Source organism: Brucella sp. RRSP16 (assembly GCF_052246815.1).
GTDB lineage: Bacteria > Pseudomonadota > Alphaproteobacteria > Rhizobiales > Rhizobiaceae > Brucella > Brucella intermedia.
The window spans coordinates 242270-257887 of record NZ_JBQQAM010000008.1 but is presented as its reverse complement, the minus strand read 5'-3'; the positions used below and the strand labels follow the sequence as shown (position 1 = coordinate 257887).

Sequence of the window (15618 nt, the reverse complement as noted above, 5' to 3'; positions counted from 1 at the left end):
TGGCGAAGGATGGCAAGGATTTGTGGTTCGCTGAATCTGCTCGTCTTCATTAAAATCTCCTCGATCATATAGCCCGAGAAAATTCTACTTTTGAAGCCCGTTATTTGGTGGGGGGATTACCGTCCGTCCTTTATTGGGCCGGAATCTAATCCATTCTGGAGGAAATTCTCAGTGGCAGGTCAATTACACCTGTAATTGGGGATCCCCTGCCTAAAGCTGGTCTGGGAGTGGCAATTCGAGATATTATGGAAGGAATGCGTAAATACCGGCTCGCCCTGATATTTGGGTGGCAGGATGTGGCGCAACGTTACCGTCGCTCCCGCGTTGGCGCTTTTTGGCTTACCATCAATATGGCGAGCGCGAGCTGGGCTGGAAGCCGCAGGAAAATTTCGAGACCGGGCTGGAAAAAACCATTCAATGGTATCTGGATAATGCATGGTGGTGGGAGCCGATCCGCAGCGGTACCTATGCCGGTGAGCGCCTGGGCAGCACGGCAGTAAAAGAGGCCAAGGCATGAAAATCGCCGTCACCGGGAGGGAAGGGCAAGTTGTGCAGAGCCTTCTTGAGAAGGCATCGCAGCGTGCGGACCTCGAGGTCATCGCGCTGGGCCGCCCGGAGCTGGATCTGGCAGAGCCGTCAACCGTGCGCAGTGCCATTGAAGCGATCGAGCCCGACGTCGTGGTCTCTGCCGCCGCTTATACAGCGGTGGATCTGGCCGAGGATGAGCAGGAACTTGCCTTTGCGGTGAATGCAGCAGGCGCCGGGGCAGTTGCGCAGGCAGCGAAGAACTGCGGCGTTCCTGTCATTCATCTGTCCACGGATTATGTTTTCGCTGGCGACGCTGACAAACCCTATGTTGAAACGGACGCCAACGGCCATCGCAGTGTCTACGGAAGCTCCAAGCTTGAAGGTGAGCGTCTCGTAGCGCAAGCCAACCCGCAGCACATCATTTTGCGGACAGCGTGGGTCTATAGTCCTTTCGGCAAGAATTTCGTCAAGACGATGCTGAAGCTCGCGGAGACGCGTGACGTTCTCTCGGTTGTTGCTGACCAGTGGGGCAATCCGACCAGCGCGCTTGATATCGCTGATGCAATTATCCGGGTGGCGGATCATCTGGCGGCGGCACCGGAGTTTTCGGCTTATGGTGTTTATCATCTGGCCGGAACGGGTGATACGAACTGGAGCGGTTGCACGCGCCATATTCAGTGAAAGCGCCAGGCTTGGCGGGCCAGCGGCGACCGTTACGGATATTGCGACCGCCGATTACCCCACCAAGGCCCAGCGCCCTGCCAACTCCCGCCTGTCGACGGCCAGATTCCAACAGGCGTTCAACTGGTCGGCACAGCATTGGCAGTCGTCACTGCGGGACGTCGTGTCCCGGCTGATATAGAGCATTTCCAGCAAAAGTGCGAAGCGGTTGCGAGGGAGAATGCGTGAAAACAGTGAGATGGAGCGGTTCCCCGATTCCGTTTCAACTGGAACTGCTCTAGCTTTCAGCCCAAGAAGCAAAACAGCAATTATTAACGCAGTCTGCGTTAAGGATTTGATATTGCCCGCCTATACGGATTATGACCCACAATAAGGTGCATGGGATTGCACCATTGTGGGGATGATGATTTTCGGATTCACGTTATAAGATGGCAAGACTTTTAAGCCCGGCGGGCGCTTGCGGGCGTCGCCTCTTCGATACTGGAAAATCTGGCGGGAAGCATGAGCGGTACATCGCTTAAATTTGGCACGAGCGGTCTGAGGGGACTGGCGGACGAACTGAATGGCCTGCCTGCCTATGCCTATTCCCTTGCTTTTGTCGGAATGCTGTCGGAGGCCGGAAAGCTGCACAGGGGCGACAGTGTATTCGTCGGTCGCGACCTTCGCCCGTCCAGTCCGGCCATCGCGGCGCTGTGCATGGCGGCAATCGAGGATGCGGGATTTCAGCCGGTTGATTGCGGCGTCTTGCCGACCCCGGCGCTGAGCAATTATGCAATCTCGCAGCAGGCGCCGAGCATTATGGTCACTGGCAGCCATATTCCAGATGACCGCAACGGGCTCAAATTCTATCGCGCCGACGGTGAAATCGACAAGAATGATGAAAGCGCCATCAGTGCCGCCTATGCGGCCTTGCCTGCAAATCTTGCCTTTCGTCATCTGCACGATGCACCCTATGGCAGCGATGCGATCGACCTCTATGTGAACCGCTATGTCGGATTTCTGGGGCATGAAAGCCTCCGCGGTTTGCGGGTCGGGGTCTACCAGCACTCGTCCGTAGCGCGTGATCTCATCGTCCGCATTCTTACCGAACTCGGGGCCGAAGCCGTACCGCTCGGACGGTCCGATGTGTTTGTGCCGGTCGACACCGAGGCCCTTCGTTCCGAAGATATTGAGCTTCTCGACCAATGGGCGAAGGAAAGCCGTTTTGATGCCATCGTGTCCACGGATGGGGATGCCGACCGCCCGTTGATCGCAGACGGGAAGGGCCGCTTTGTCCGGGGCGATCTGGTCGGGGCAATCACCGCACGCTGGCTTGGCGTCAAGACGATAGTGACGCCCGTGACATCCAATTCCGCGCTGGAAGAAAATTTCGAGCGCGTCATCAGAACTCGCGTGGGGTCGCCCTATGTTATCGAAGGCATGACGCAGGCTGTTGCCGGCGGCGCCCCGGCCGTGGTTGGGTTTGAGGCCAATGGCGGCGTGCTGCTGGGCACGGATATAAACCGTGGCGGTCATGTGCTGGCCGCGCTTTCGACCCGTGATGCGCTGCTGCCAATCCTGGGAAGTCTCGGTTCCATCAAGGAAACGGGCAAGCCGCTGTCTGACATTGCGGCAAGCTTTCATTTCCGCACTGCGCTGAGCGACAGGCTCCAGAACGTCCCGCAGGAAAAGAGCCTCGCCTTCCTGTCCCTCCTCAAGAACGAGGCGACGCGAAGCGCGCTGTTTCAGATGGACGAGCCGATCGTCCGGACCGAGGCCATTGACGGTGTGAAACTCTTCTTCCATTCAGGCAATGCCATCCACTATCGTGCTTCCGGCAACGCGCCGGAATTGCGGTGCTATGTGGAAGCCCCAGGCGAGAGCCAGGCAAAAACGCTTCTGGAAACGGGACTTGCCATCGCCCGCAACGCAACGAAGGACAACTGAGCAATGAGCTTTATTCCTATCATCATCAGCGGCGGTTCCGGTTCAAGACTATGGCCGCTTTCGCGCGATGCGCACCCGAAGCCATTCATCGAGCTGCCGGACGGCAGCACCCTGATCGGCAAGACCTACAAGCGCGCGGCGCAGCTGGGCGGAGTGGACCATATCCTCACCGTCACCAATCGCGACTTCCTGTTTCTGACGCTTGACGCCTATGCCGATGCGAAGGCGCCCAAGGTCGATAACGCATTTCTGCTGGAGCCGCTCGGACGCGATACGGCGCCTGCCGTTGCCGTCGCCGCACTCCATGCCGCCGCCACTTACGGCCCTGACGCCACATTGCTCGTCATGCCCGCCGATCATCTGATCGAGGATGAGGCCGCGTTCGCCGAGGCCGTTTCCAAGGCGCGACCGCTTGCTGAAACGGGCCGCATCGTCACCTTCGGCATCGTGCCCGATCATCCTGAAACCGGCTTCGGCTACATCGAGGCCGAAGGCATCGACGTGCTGCGCTTTGTCGAAAAACCTGACGCCGAGACGGCACAGGCCTATGTCGAAAGTGGCCGCTATTTCTGGAACTCCGGCATGTTCTGTTTCACAGCCGGAACCATGCTCGAAGCGATGCAGCGCCACGCGCCGGAAATCTTCACTGCCGTTCAGGCTTCGCTCGAACATGCCCGGCGCGGCGTCAACGGCGAGACGAAGACGGTCGAAATCGCCAAGGATGATTTTGCGGCGGCGCCAGCGATTTCCATCGACTATGCGATCATGGAAAAGGCCGACAACATTGCCTGCATCCCGGTGTCCTGCGGCTGGTCCGATATTGGTTCCTGGGCGGCGATGGCCGATCTCATCACGCCCGACGACGAAGGCAACCGCCTGCGCGGCGAAACGGTCATCGAAGACACCACCAACAGTTTTGTCCTGTCTGAAACCCGGTTGGTCAGCCTTGTCGGCGTTCACGACCTTCTTGTGGTCGACACGCCCGATGCGCTGTTGGTCGCCCATCGCGACAAGGCGCAGGAAGTGCGCAAGGTCTTCAACAAGCTGCGCGCCGATGGCCATGAAGCTGCCAAGCTTCACCGCACGGCCCATCGCCCATGGGGCACCTATACGGTGCTTGAGGAAGGCGACGGCTTCAAGATCAAGCGGATCGAAGTGAAACCGGGACGACGGCTGAGCCTTCAGGCGCATCATCACCGCTCCGAGCACTGGATCGTCGTTTCCGGCACCGCGAAGGTGACCAATGGCGATCGCGAAATTCTGCTTACGACGAACCAGTCTACCTATATCCCCTGTGGCTTCCGTCACCGGCTGGAAAATCCGGGCATTCTGCCGCTCGTGCTCATCGAGGTGCAAAGCGGCGAATATCTGGGCGAAGACGACATCGTGCGTTTCGACGACGTCTATGGGCGCACCTGATATCACGGTCGTTGAGCGGAACTCGTTGGACTTTGATTAAGCCCGGCTGGTGATTGAACTTTTTCGAGGCGCGAGGCGTCAGCCTCTTGGCGCCTTGTCAATCACTCGGAAACCGCCGGGCGCGGCATTTAATCGGGAACCATTCGCCGCCGCGAATGTTTGCCTCCTATGCCCAGTAATGAACAGGATACGGCTACCGATCTGATCGGCATGCCGGTCATCGATTTTCAGAAACACGCGCTTTTTTTCGACGTCGATGGAACCTTGCTCGATATCGCCGCCGATCCCGACGGCGTGGTCGTTTCGACCGGCTTGCAAAAATCCCTCTCGGTTATTTCCCGGCATTTGTCCGGTGCGATGGCGCTCGTCACGGGCAGGGCCATAAGCTTCATCGAGGAACGCTTTCCCGATTACCACGGGCCGATAGCCGCGCTGCATGGCGCTGAATTCCGACACGCATCCGGGCTTGTCGAACTGATCGAGCCGGGCGAACAATTCCAGACCGCTAAGGATTTTCTGCGGCAGGCAGCGCTTCGCGTCAGCGGCCTTCGTGCCGAGGACAAGGGAAGTGCGATTGCGCTTCATTATCGCGCCGCGCCCGAGAAAGCCGAACTTGCCCATGACCTCGTGGACAAGGCTTGGAAGCTTGCGGGGCCGGACTGGACCGTTCAGGCGGGCAAGATGGTTTTCGAGCTGCGCCCCGCGCTCAGCGACAAGGGTGCCGCCTTGAGCCGCTTCATGCGGGAAAAGCCGTTTGCGGGCAGGGTGCCGATCGCATTCGGCGACGATCTGACTGATTTGCCGATGCTCGAGGCGGCGGAACAACTGGGCGGAACGGCGGTAGTAGTCGGACGAGCGATCGACCGTCCGGGGGCTGCACGCTTTGCAAGCCCGGATGAGCTTCGCCTCTGGCTCTCCGGCATCCCGGACAATGGACAGCAACAGCAATGAAAGGATTTGGTGTATGGGTCGGCTGATCGTGGTCTCCAATCGTGTTCCCCTGCCTGATGAACAGGGCAAGGCACCAGCGGGCGGTCTGGCGGTCGCGCTGCAGGCGGCGCTCAACGAACGCGGCGGCATATGGCTCGGTTGGTCCGGCAAGACGCTTCCCGCGCGTCAGCCGCAGGAACTGACGATCCGGGACGAGGGGCCGATCCGCTATGCGCTGCTTGATCTCCACAAGAAGGATATCGACGAATATTATGCGGGCTTCGCCAACCGCATGCTCTGGCCGCTCTGCCACTATCGCCTCGATCTCATCGATTACACGCGCAAGGACATGGCGGGATATTTCCGGGTCAATCGCCTGTTTGCAAAGCATCTCCTGCCGATGATCCAGCCGGATGACCTCATCTGGATTCACGATTACCATCTCATTCCGCTGGCTGCGGAACTGCGCAATCTGGGCGTCACCAACCGCATCGGCTTCTTCCTGCACATTCCCTGGCCGCCCGCTGATATAGTTTTCACGCTTCCCGTGCACGAAACAATCATGCGCGGCCTTGCTTCCTACGATGTCGTCGGCTTCCAGACCGAAAACGATGTCGACAACTTCATCAGCTGCCTGCGGCGTGAAAAAATCGGCAAGCCGCTCAGCGATGACGGGCTGTTTGAGGCCTTCGGCCACCGGTTCCGCGCCGAGCGCTTCGGCATCGGTATCGAGACGGCCGCATTTGCAGAGATAGCCAACAAGGCGGACGGCCATTCGACAGTGCGGCGCATGCGCGAAAGCATGCTGGATCGTAGTCTCATCATCGGTGTCGACAGGCTCGACTACTCGAAGGGCATCACCAATCGCATGGAGGCTTTCGAGCATTTTCTCAATGTCGATCCCGGCAATCGCGGCAAGGTTACCTTTCTGCAGGTCACGCCGAAATCCCGTTCCGAAGTGCCGGAATACAAGGACATGCAGCGCGCGGTGGCCGAACTGGCCGGGCGGGTGAACGGAGCGAACGCCACGGTGGACTGGACGCCGATACGCTACATCAACCGGTCCCTCAATCGCGACGTGCTGGCCGGTCTCTATCGGCTCGCCGCTGTCGGTCTGGTCACGCCGTTGCGTGACGGCATGAACCTCGTCGCCAAGGAATATGTTGCCGCCCAGAACCCCGAGAACCCCGGCGTGCTGGTCCTCTCCCGCTTTGCCGGCGCCGCGCAGGAACTGGACGGTGCGCTTCTGGTCAATCCCTATGACACGGAAGCGATGGCCTATGCCATGGCCCGTGCGCTGGCCATGCCTCTGGAGGAGCGCAAGGAACGGTTTGAAAGCATGATGGGCTTTCTCAACACCCACGACGTCAACCGCTGGTGCGACGACTTTCTGAAGCGCCTTGCATCGGGCTGATGTCGGCTCATGGCTTGATGATGCCCAGTTTGGCGACTTCTTCCGAAAGGTGAATCGTGTAGTCGAACTTGTCCAATACCGGCGTCAGCAGATCCGCCTCGCAATCGCGAGCGTCTCTCGGCGACATGCCGAAACGGGCCTTGAATGCCTTGGTGAATTGCGTGCCAACATGAAAGCCGCAACGATAGGCAATTTCCTTCAGCGATACGTGCCGCCCGCGTTCAGCGACAAGAATGCGATAGGCGCGGACCAGCCTCTTGTCGCGGATGATCTTTGCAATTCCGCCTTCCATCTCGAATGTCCGGTAGAGGCTCGAGCGGGAAATGCGCAGGTTCTTGGTGATAAGGCATGGCCCCAGCACTGGATCGGAAAGGTTCTCGTCGATATAGGCGAGGATGCGCTTGCGTACTGGGAGGTTGGCTGGAAGGCTTTCAATGACGCCGCCTTCGGTGCCGTTGATGCTTGCGCCGAGAAGTATGAACATCGCATCCAGCGCAGATTGTGCTTCCACCCTGTCGAGCGTGCCGCTCAATGACTGGAGATTCTGGAGTTAGCTGAAGAGCACCCGTGTCATGGGGGCAGTTGCGGGCATGACGAGGCCATGCAGATTGCGCCAGCCGACGATCCTCTCCAGCTCCTCACGCGGAATCAGCACAGTGATGCGGGAACCGTTGGATGCGTGGCTTTCCACCGTCTGGCTCAAATCGATAACGACGATATCGCCCTGTTTCGCTTCGACATCGACACCATTGAAATCGCCGTGCAGATCGCCGCCGGTGATGAGTTGCAGGACATAGTGATTCAGCCCGCTCTTGGCGATGAGCTTTCGCGCACGCGTGTAGCGCTGTGAATTGAAGGAGGTTGCTCCATCTGAATGGAGCCTATGGAACGCGCAACGATTGATCCTGAAAACTGGTAATCGTCGCTGTCGCCCGTGATTTCATACATGGGCTACAGGATGGCGCGCCAGAATTCATTGCGCAGCCGGTCCTCTATCATGTCTGTTGAAATTGTTGTCTCGTTGCTCATTGCAAATCGTCAAGCCAAAGATCATGAACATTGATGTGGGGAATAATCATTCATTAGAAATAAATACTATATTGATCCATTGGCATATGCTCATTTGTTGCCATCCAATAAATATGAGTTGTATTCTTATTTCCGGTAAATAGGATTGTCTATGTCACTTTCCATGATTACAGTTTCATTATTTTGTAATATATAATTTCAACCTAATATAATTGTAGTTATTTCTATAAGGTCAGTTATGGTGCCCTCCTGCAAGGTCAGAAATCGTTTCACCAATAGCTATTAACAGGTAATCTCGCCAAATATGTGCGGCTCTTTCCGCAGGCTATTTCTATAGAGCATTCATTGAATATGAGAAGGTTTGAAACTATTTATTGTGTTTGAAAGTTATCGCAATATGAGGCTGGTTTTTACTTTCTTGCTCGCCATGTTCGGCTGCACTCACGTTGCCTCCGCAACAGGGCTGCAGAGCGATTTCGGGCTGGAATGCCGGCTCGTGCCGATGCAGGGAACGGGCGCTCCAGATGCAGCTGCACGGCCCGGCTGGGCCATGCCCTTGGCAAACCCGGTGGGCCAGCCGTCACGGCGCGCCATCGTCTATCCGCGCGCGGTGCCATCGCCACAGCTCTACCGTTATGACTGCGCTCCCAAGTCCGCGGGACCGGTTTCGGTTCCACGGACCCGGTTCAGCGATCAATAAGGGCTGTCGACCTTGCCCATCTCCACATAGACGGTCTTGATCTGGCTGTAATGCGCCAGAGCGGCGATGCCGTTCTCGCGTCCGATGCCGGACTGCTTGTAGCCGCCGAAGGGCACTTCCACCGGCGTCAGGTTATAGGCGTTGATCCAGCATGTCCCGGCCTTGATCTGGCCGATGACGCGATGGCCCCGTGCAATGTCTGCGGTAAACACGCCCGCCGCCAGACCGAATTCGCTATCATTGGCGCGGGCAATCACCTCATCCTCATGGACAAATTCCAGCACGCTCATCACCGGCCCGAAGATTTCCTCGCGGACGATGGTCATGTCGTCTGTCACATCCGTGAAGATGGTCGGCTCGATGAAATAGCCCTTATCGAAACCTTGCAGCTTCGGTATGCCGCCGCCATACGCAAGGGTTGCGCCTTCCGCCTTGCCCTTTTCGATATAGGAGAGAACCTTCTCGCGCTGGGCTGCATTGACGAGCGGCCCCATCTGGGTCGCTTCGTCCAGCGGGTCGCCAATGCGAATTTTGCGTGTACGTTCGACCAGCCGTTCGATAAAGCGTTCGCGCACGTTCTTGTGGACGAAGACGCGGGTGCCGTTCGAGCAGACCTGACCCGTCGAATAGAAATTGCCGAGCATCGCGCCGCCAATGGCGCTTTCAAGGTCGGCATCGTCAAACACGATGATCGGGGACTTGCCGCCAAGTTCCATCGTGACGTGTTTCAGATGTTCGCCCGCTTGCGCCATGATGCGCTTGCCGGTCGGCACGGAGCCGGTCAGTGAAACCTTGGCCGTCAGGCGATGGTTGACGAGTGCGGCACCCACATCGCCGAAGCCCTGCACGACATTGAACAGCCCGTCGGGCAATCCGGCTTCCTTGTAGGCTTCGGCCAGCGCCAGAGCCGAAAGCGGCGTGTTTTCTGACGGCTTGAAGATGAAGGCATTGCCCATGGCAAGCGCAGGCGCGGATTTCCACGCGGCGATCTGGATGGGATAGTTCCACGCGCCGATGCCGACGCAGATGCCGAACGCTTCGCGGCGCGTATAGGCAAACGAGCCGCCCAGTTCCACGAACTCGCCGTTGAAACCGGAAATGATGCCGCCGAAAAACTCCAGCGCATCGGCGGCTGAAGCAGCATCCGCCACCAGCGTTTCCTGAAGCGCCTTCCCAGTGTCGAGCGTTTCGAGCTTCGACAGTTTCTTGTTCTTCTCGCGCAGGATTTCCGCCGTGCGGCGCAGTATGCGTCCGCGCTCGACGGGCTTCAGCGCGGCCCATTCGCCTTGCGCTTTCAGCGCAGCCGCATAAGCCGCCTCGATCACGCCGGGCGTGGCGGAATAAAGCTTGGCGATCTCTTCACCCGTCGCCGGATAGATGACTGGCAAAGGCTTTCCTGCCTTGTCTTCCACGAATGCGCCGCCGATGAAGTGCGAGGCTTTGGGTTGTACTTTCATTTCTGGTTCCTTGTTTAAGGGAATAGGGGGGTAGGGCAGTAAGGCAGTATGTTGGTAAGCGCCGGGAACACGAGCTGACATTTTCCCCTACTGCCTTACTGCCCACTCGCTGGACCGCGTCAGCGGTCCGCAACCTGCCACCTCGGATTGATCCATGGTTCCTGATTGGAGCGCGCCAGCGGCGTGCGGCCAAGAATATGATCGGATGCCTTTTCGCCGACCATGATCGACGGGCCGTTGAGATTACCATTGGTGATGCGCGGGAAGATGGACGAATCCGCAACGCGCAAGCCTTCGACACCGATCACCTTGCATTCAGCATCGACCACGGCCATCGGATCGTCAAGCGCACCCATTTTGCAGGTGCCGCATGGATGGAAGGCGCTTTCGACATGCTCGCGGATGAAATTGTCGATTTCATCGTCGCTCTGGACCTGCGCGCCCGGTTGGATTTCCGCGCCGCGATAAGGATCAAACGCCGCCTGTCCGAAGATTTCCCGCGTCAGCCGCACGCAATGGCGGAAATCGGCCCAGTCGTCCTCATGCGACATGTAGTTGAACTTGATGATCGGCTTTTCACGCGGATTGGCCGAGCGAAGCGTCACGCTGCCGCGCGATTTTGATCGCATCGGCCCGACATGGGCCTGAAAGCCGTGCGACTGCGCTGCCGCCTTGCCGTCATAGCGGATGGCGACCGGCAGGAAATGATATTGGATATCGGGATATTCCACGCCCGCCTTCGAGCGCACGAAAGCAGCGGATTCGAAATGATTGGTCGCGCCGTCGCCCGTCTTGAAGAACAGCCATTCCGCGCCGATTCTGGCTTTCGAAAACAGGTTCAGCTTGGAATAGAGCGTGATCGGCTGCGTGCATTCCTGCTGGATATAGACTTCCAGATGGTCCTGCAGGTTCTGGCCGACGCCGGGACGGTCGGCAACCACTTCGATGCCATGGTCTTTCAGATGCGCGGCAGGCCCGATGCCGGAAAGCATCAAAAGCTTTGGCGAATTGATCGACGAGGCGGCAATGATGACCTCGCGCCGCGCACGGACGGTCGAAAAGGTGCGGCCTGCCTCGATCTCGACGCCAACGGCCCGCTTGCCTTCAAGCACGATCTTGCGCGCCAACCCCTTGACCAGCCTGACATTCGGGCGCTTGAGCGCGGGCTTCAGATAGGCATTGGCGGCGGACCAGCGACGACCATTATGGATCGTCTGCTCCATCGGGCCGAAACCTTCCTGCTTCTCGCCGTTATAATCTTCCGTCACTTCGAAACCCGCCTGATGACCGGCCTCGACAAAGGCATGAAACAGCGGATTGTCGCGTTTGCCGCGCTGAATATAGAGCGGGCCGCTGGTGCCGCGCCAGCCTTCCTGACCGCCGCTCGAATTTTCCATGCGCTTGAAATAGGGCAGCACATCGGCATAGGCCCAGCCGCGCGCGCCGCTTTCCGACCAGTGGTCGTAGTCGCGGGCGTGGCCGCGCACATAGACCATGCCGTTGATCGAGGATGAACCGCCCAGCACCTTGCCGCGCGGCGTCACGAGGCTGCGCCCGCCAATATGCGGCTCCGGCTCGGTGGAAAAGCCCCAGTCATAGGTCTCCATGTTCATGGGGAAGGACAGCGCCGCCGGCATCTGGATCAGCGGGCCGACATCCGGCACGCCATATTCGATGACGATCACCGAATAGCGGCCGTCTTCCGACAGGCGATAGGCCATGGCCGATCCGGCGGAGCCGGAGCCGATGATGACGAAATCCGCTTCCATACTCATTTTTCTCCCGAAGGCCCTTCCAAAAGTGGGCTTGAAAGCTGAACCGCGATGTAATCTTCCACGAGTGCCGTGGCCCTGCCTGCATCCGGCGCATCCGCGCCGAGCGCATGGCGGATATAGAGGCCGTCGATCATCGCTCCCGCGCCCTCGGCGATGCGGTGCGCCTGTTCGCGGCTCGTGAGCTGCTCCAGCGCGAAAACCAGATTTGAATGAAGGCGGCGCGCATAGATGCGCAAGAGCCGCCGCGTATCTTCCGACTGCTGCGCATGCACATAAAAGGTCAGCCAGGCTGCAATCGTTTCCTGCGTGAACTGCGAGGCGGAAAAATTGACTGCGATGATGGCGGCGATACGCGCCTGCGGCGTCTCCGCCTGTCCGATGGCCGCGTTGAGATCCTGCCCCAGTTCCCGCAGCAGATGCCGCATCGTGGCCAGAATGAGCTTGTCCTTGCCGCCGAAATAATGATGCGCAAGCGCGGGCGAAACCCCCGCCTCATGCGCGATCTGCGCGACGGTTACATCCAGCGAACCGCGCTGGCCGATTGTGCGGATGGCGGCATCGATCAGCTCGCGCCGCCGCAAGGGCTCCATCCCGATCTTGGGCATAATTCTGGTCCGTTCTCAGCCTAATTCCAGTGCAGTCTATCTTTGATTGACTCATCAATCAATAAAAACCCGCCATGCAAATCATGCGTTTACACGTCGCAGAAGCGGGCGGGGATGGGAGGGAGGCTTGCCGGAAGGGGTGCGCTTGCTTACATTGAAATGATGAGCAGAGCTTTCACCAAAGAACAGGATGATGCGCCGACCGACCTTGGCGAGCGCCCTGTAAGCCCGCATCGCAATCTCGTCACGCCGACGGGGCTGAAGATGATCGAGGATGAGATCGCCCGGCTGCAACGCGAGCTGGCGGATGCCAATGTCGCCGGCGAGCGTTCAGCGGTTGCGCGCATTTCGCGTGATCTGCGCTACTGGACGGCGCGGCGCGAAAACGCCGAGCTTTCGGTTCCCGCTGCCGATAGCGATGTCGTGCGTTTCGGCATGACCGTGGAACTGGAAAATCTGGATGATGGCAAGGTCCGTCGCTGGACCATCGTGGGCGAGGACGAGGCCGACCCGTCAAACGGCAAGATCTCCCATGTCGCGCCTGTCGCCATCCTGCTGTTCGGCAAGCCGGTCGGTGATGTCGTGAAAATCAACAATGTCGAATGGGAAATCGTGTCGCTGACGACAGTTTAGTCTTCTTCTATCGCGACTGTATGGTCACGGAAAAAAGCGGTCGCGCCAGCTTCATCAATCTCGCCGGAAGCAATGCCCATCGTGAAACTGTAAAGCAATCCGTCGTCCGCGGTCAGTGCATAGCCGTTGACGAGCAGAAACGTAACAGCGGTCACGATAGCGGTGCGCTTGTTGCCATCAACGAAAGCATGGTTGCGGCCTATTCCGAAAACATAGGCTGCTGCGATTTCCGCATGATCCGGTTGGCCATAAACCTGTTTGTTCTGCGCGCGAGCCCGGGCAGACTCAAGAGCATTCTCATCACGAAGCCCTTGAGCGCCGCCGTGGCGTTGCAGTTGTTCGATGTGGATTGCCTCAACGACGCGTCGCGAAAGAAAACGCCAGTTCATTCGGCGAGCTTCTGCAAGGCGACCTTGTACTTGTCCATCACTTTACGGGCAGCTTCCATCTGCTGCTCGAAAGTATCGTCAACAGGCTCCAGCGTCAGGCCGTTCGGTGTTTCGATCACCTGGAGCTTATCTCCGGTCTGGAGGTTGAGCCGCTCCAGCACTTCCTTAGGCAGGATCACACCATCGGAATTGCCGATCTTGCGCAGGGTCACATTCATGGCTGTTCTCCTATGTTATAACGCTTGATATAACATGGCGTGCGCTTCTTGTCACTACAAGCTACAGCCAGCCTTTGCGGCGGAAATAATAGAGCGGCAGCAGGGCAGAGGCGACCATCAGGATAAGCGCCATCGGGTAGCCCCAAGGCGAATGCAGTTCCGGCATGAAGGAAAAGTTCATGCCGTAGATGGAAGCGACCAGCGTCGGCGGCATGAAGCCAACTGCCGCCACCGAGAAAATCTTGATGATGGCGTTTTGCTCGACCGAGATCAGGCCGACAATCGTATCAAGCAGGAAGGTAACCTTGTTGGAAAGGAAATCCACATAGGCGGTCAGCGATTGGGTGTCGCGCTCCAGCGACTTGATCCAGCTGCGCGTTTCCTTCTTGCCCGAAGCCGGATTGCTGGTGGCCGACAGATAGACCAGCATGCGGCTGATGCCTGCCAGGCTTTCCCGCATCCGCGAGAGAAAGGTTCCCTGTCCGCCGATCTGGGTCAGTATGTGCCGGAAGTCCTGCGTCGTCATCGGGCGCGCCTTGGGCTGGCGGCGGTAGATGGAATGCGAAGCCGCATCGATCTTGCCTGCCACGCCTTCCAGAATATCGGCCAGCCGGTTGGTCGTGGCTTCGGTGATGCCGAGCATGATCGAAAGGCCCGAGCATTTGGCTGAAATGAGGCCGTTGCCCGGTTTGGTCGAGCGCAGAATATAGGTGATGAAGGATTTTGGATTGGCATAGCGCACTGTTATCAGTCGCGAGCCGTGCAGGATGAAGGTGACGGGCGCCAGCTCCCGATGATCGAGATCGACCGCGTGCAGGATCGGAACGGTCAGATATTGCGCGCCGGTTTCCATGTAGAAGCGGCTCGATTCCTCGATTTCCGTCATGTCTTCGCGCGTGGGGATCGAAATGCCCGTCCATGCCTCGACAATGCTGTCCTCGTTGACGCCGGGAGCGAACAGGTCGATCCAGATCACATTCTCGGGCAAGGGGGTGCCAGGCTCGACCTCCACTTGTTCGAGGTGGTCACCGGAAAGGCTGTAGAGTGTGATCATACTGGCACCTGGAGTCTGGCCCGAATTTCGGGCAGCTGAATTATGGGCACTGTGCGCGAAAATTGTTAACGGAATGCGGCAGCGGTTTCCAATCCGCAATCGGCTTTCTGCATGACGGTTGACAGCTTCCTTCCGCAGGTCTAATTCATCAAGTCATCAGATGACTTTGGTGGAGCTATGAAGGCAATATCACGCAAGACCCTGACGGATTCGGCCACGCAGGCATTGCGTGCGGAAATCATGTCGGGACGCTGGTCGGTCGGCGACCAGCTGCCCAATGAAGCGGCACTTTCCGCAACGCTCGATGTCAGTCGCGGCACGGTGCGCGAGGCCGTTCGGGCGCTGGTCGCGCAGGGCATGCTGGAAACCCGGCAGGGCTCAGGAACTTATGTCCGCTCGACGGCGGACACGGCTCGCAGCCTGGACCGCATCCGCCACACCAGCCTGCGCGACCGTTTTGAGACTCGGGCAGTTCTGGAAACCGAAGCAGCCCGTCTTGCCGCCCTGCGCATCACGCGGAAGGGACTTGCGCATCTTGAAAAAATGCTGGCGCAGCGAGGCAGTCGCGACGAACTCGACCGCGAAACTTTCGTGGCGCGAGATTTTGCCTTCCATGAAGCCATCGTCGCCGCCTCGGGCAATAACGCCCTCATCGAAGTCTATGCCTTTTTCTCCGCCTCCATTCGCGAATCCATAGAAGCCACGCTCAATGGCGAACTGCCCGAGCCGAGCGATGAAGCGCACCGCCAGATCGTCGAGGCCATCGCCTCGGGCGATCCCGACAAGGCCGGAGCAACCGTTCGCCGTTTCATGGCGCCCCTGATTGAAGAACTTGAAAGGTTGCTCGCATCATGAGCCAC

At 58.5% G+C, this 15618-nt stretch carries 13 protein-coding genes and 3 pseudogenes; 9 read left to right on the top strand and 7 right to left on the bottom strand.

What is annotated here, in order from left to right:
• Positions 1-355: 355 nt before the first annotated feature.
• The 6 genes and pseudogenes from ACS5UA_RS14945 to otsA all read left to right on the top strand — a co-directional run.
• A pseudogene (locus tag ACS5UA_RS14945) lies at positions 356-517 on the top strand (dTDP-glucose 4,6-dehydratase); the annotation flags it as partial.
• Positions 514-1390: pseudogene (gene rfbD, locus ACS5UA_RS14940) on the top strand (dTDP-4-dehydrorhamnose reductase). The pseudogenes ACS5UA_RS14945 and rfbD, both read left to right, overlap by 4 nt.
• 320 nt (positions 1391-1710) lie before the next feature.
• A complete protein-coding gene (locus ACS5UA_RS14935) occupies positions 1711-3135 on the top strand; it encodes a phosphomannomutase (RefSeq protein WP_443101481.1) in 1425 nt (474 codons plus the stop codon).
• Between the two features lie 3 nt (positions 3136-3138).
• Positions 3139-4554, top strand: a complete 1416-nt coding sequence (locus ACS5UA_RS14930; RefSeq protein ID WP_443101480.1) for a mannose-1-phosphate guanylyltransferase/mannose-6-phosphate isomerase — start codon at positions 3139-3141, stop codon at positions 4552-4554.
• Between the two features lie 168 nt (positions 4555-4722).
• A complete protein-coding gene (otsB, locus tag ACS5UA_RS14925; RefSeq protein ID WP_443101479.1) occupies positions 4723-5505 on the top strand; it encodes a trehalose-phosphatase in 783 nt (260 codons plus the stop codon).
• A gap of 13 nt (positions 5506-5518) precedes the next feature.
• Positions 5519-6898 (top strand): alpha,alpha-trehalose-phosphate synthase (UDP-forming), encoded by a 1380-nt coding sequence (gene otsA / locus ACS5UA_RS14920; RefSeq protein ID WP_025091244.1) that lies wholly within the window; start codon positions 5519-5521, stop codon positions 6896-6898.
• A gap of 7 nt (positions 6899-6905) precedes the next feature.
• Here the strand turns inward: otsA and ACS5UA_RS14915 are convergent.
• Positions 6906-7846: pseudogene (locus ACS5UA_RS14915) on the bottom strand (helix-turn-helix domain-containing protein).
• A gap of 442 nt (positions 7847-8288) precedes the next feature.
• Here ACS5UA_RS14915 and ACS5UA_RS14910 point away from each other — a divergent pair.
• A complete protein-coding gene (locus tag ACS5UA_RS14910) occupies positions 8289-8627 on the top strand; it encodes a hypothetical protein (protein ID WP_075041612.1) in 339 nt (112 codons plus the stop codon).
• On the opposite strand, the gene betB is transcribed toward ACS5UA_RS14910, so the two are convergent.
• The 3 genes from betB to betI form a co-directional block, all read right to left on the bottom strand.
• Positions 8621-10084 carry a betaine-aldehyde dehydrogenase gene (gene betB, locus ACS5UA_RS14905; RefSeq protein WP_443101478.1) on the bottom strand — a complete coding sequence of 488 codons (1464 nt, stop codon included), beginning with the start codon at positions 10082-10084 and terminating at the stop codon, positions 8621-8623. The two genes, ACS5UA_RS14910 and betB, sit on opposite strands and share 7 nt — an antisense overlap.
• Before the next feature lie 119 nt (positions 10085-10203).
• A complete protein-coding gene (betA, locus tag ACS5UA_RS14900) occupies positions 10204-11853 on the bottom strand; it encodes a choline dehydrogenase (protein ID WP_112702545.1) in 1650 nt (549 codons plus the stop codon).
• Between the two features lie 2 nt (positions 11854-11855).
• A complete protein-coding gene (gene betI / locus ACS5UA_RS14895) occupies positions 11856-12464 on the bottom strand; it encodes a transcriptional regulator BetI (protein ID WP_006471138.1) in 609 nt (202 codons plus the stop codon).
• Between the two features lie 162 nt (positions 12465-12626).
• On the opposite strand from betI, the gene ACS5UA_RS14890 reads away from it, so the two are divergent.
• On the top strand, positions 12627-13097 hold the full coding sequence (locus ACS5UA_RS14890) for a GreA/GreB family elongation factor (protein WP_100648587.1): 471 nt from the start codon (positions 12627-12629) through the stop codon (positions 13095-13097).
• Here ACS5UA_RS14890 and ACS5UA_RS14885 read toward each other — a convergent pair.
• The 3 genes from ACS5UA_RS14885 to ACS5UA_RS14875 form a co-directional block, all read right to left on the bottom strand.
• Positions 13094-13486 carry a type II toxin-antitoxin system death-on-curing family toxin gene (locus ACS5UA_RS14885; RefSeq protein WP_443101477.1) on the bottom strand — a complete coding sequence of 131 codons (393 nt, stop codon included), beginning with the start codon at positions 13484-13486 and terminating at the stop codon, positions 13094-13096. The genes ACS5UA_RS14890 and ACS5UA_RS14885 overlap by 4 nt on opposite strands.
• Entirely contained in the window at positions 13483-13704 is a 222-nt protein-coding gene (locus tag ACS5UA_RS14880; protein ID WP_075041615.1) for an AbrB/MazE/SpoVT family DNA-binding domain-containing protein, read from the bottom strand. The genes ACS5UA_RS14885 and ACS5UA_RS14880 overlap by 4 nt, the downstream gene beginning before the upstream one ends.
• A gap of 61 nt (positions 13705-13765) precedes the next feature.
• On the bottom strand, positions 13766-14758 hold the full coding sequence (locus tag ACS5UA_RS14875; protein WP_443101476.1) for a magnesium transporter CorA family protein: 993 nt from the start codon (positions 14756-14758) through the stop codon (positions 13766-13768).
• 177 nt (positions 14759-14935) lie between these two features.
• Here ACS5UA_RS14875 and ACS5UA_RS14870 point away from each other — a divergent pair, with 177 nt between their 5' ends.
• Positions 14936-15613 (top strand): FadR/GntR family transcriptional regulator, encoded by a 678-nt coding sequence (locus ACS5UA_RS14870; RefSeq protein ID WP_063620026.1) that lies wholly within the window; start codon positions 14936-14938, stop codon positions 15611-15613.
• The last annotated feature ends 5 nt before the right edge of the window (positions 15614-15618 follow it).

Coding starts and splice junctions, on each gene's coding strand:
- ACS5UA_RS14935 (WP_443101481.1), top strand. CDS start 1,711: ATGAGCGGTACATCGCTTAAATTTGGCACGAGCGGTCTGAGGGGACTG.
- ACS5UA_RS14930 (WP_443101480.1), top strand. CDS start 3,139: ATGAGCTTTATTCCTATCATCATCAGCGGCGGTTCCGGTTCAAGACTA.
- otsB (WP_443101479.1), top strand. CDS start 4,723: ATGCCCAGTAATGAACAGGATACGGCTACCGATCTGATCGGCATGCCG.
- otsA (WP_025091244.1), top strand. CDS start 5,519: ATGGGTCGGCTGATCGTGGTCTCCAATCGTGTTCCCCTGCCTGATGAA.
- betB (WP_443101478.1), bottom strand. CDS start 10,084: ATGAAAGTACAACCCAAAGCCTCGCACTTCATCGGCGGCGCATTCGTG.
- betA (WP_112702545.1), bottom strand. CDS start 11,853: ATGGAAGCGGATTTCGTCATCATCGGCTCCGGCTCCGCCGGATCGGCC.
- betI (WP_006471138.1), bottom strand. CDS start 12,464: ATGCCCAAGATCGGGATGGAGCCCTTGCGGCGGCGCGAGCTGATCGAT.
- ACS5UA_RS14890 (WP_100648587.1), top strand. CDS start 12,627: ATGAGCAGAGCTTTCACCAAAGAACAGGATGATGCGCCGACCGACCTT.
- ACS5UA_RS14885 (WP_443101477.1), bottom strand. CDS start 13,486: ATGAACTGGCGTTTTCTTTCGCGACGCGTCGTTGAGGCAATCCACATC.
- ACS5UA_RS14880 (WP_075041615.1), bottom strand. CDS start 13,704: ATGAATGTGACCCTGCGCAAGATCGGCAATTCCGATGGTGTGATCCTG.
- ACS5UA_RS14875 (WP_443101476.1), bottom strand. CDS start 14,758: ATGATCACACTCTACAGCCTTTCCGGTGACCACCTCGAACAAGTGGAG.
- ACS5UA_RS14870 (WP_063620026.1), top strand. CDS start 14,936: ATGAAGGCAATATCACGCAAGACCCTGACGGATTCGGCCACGCAGGCA.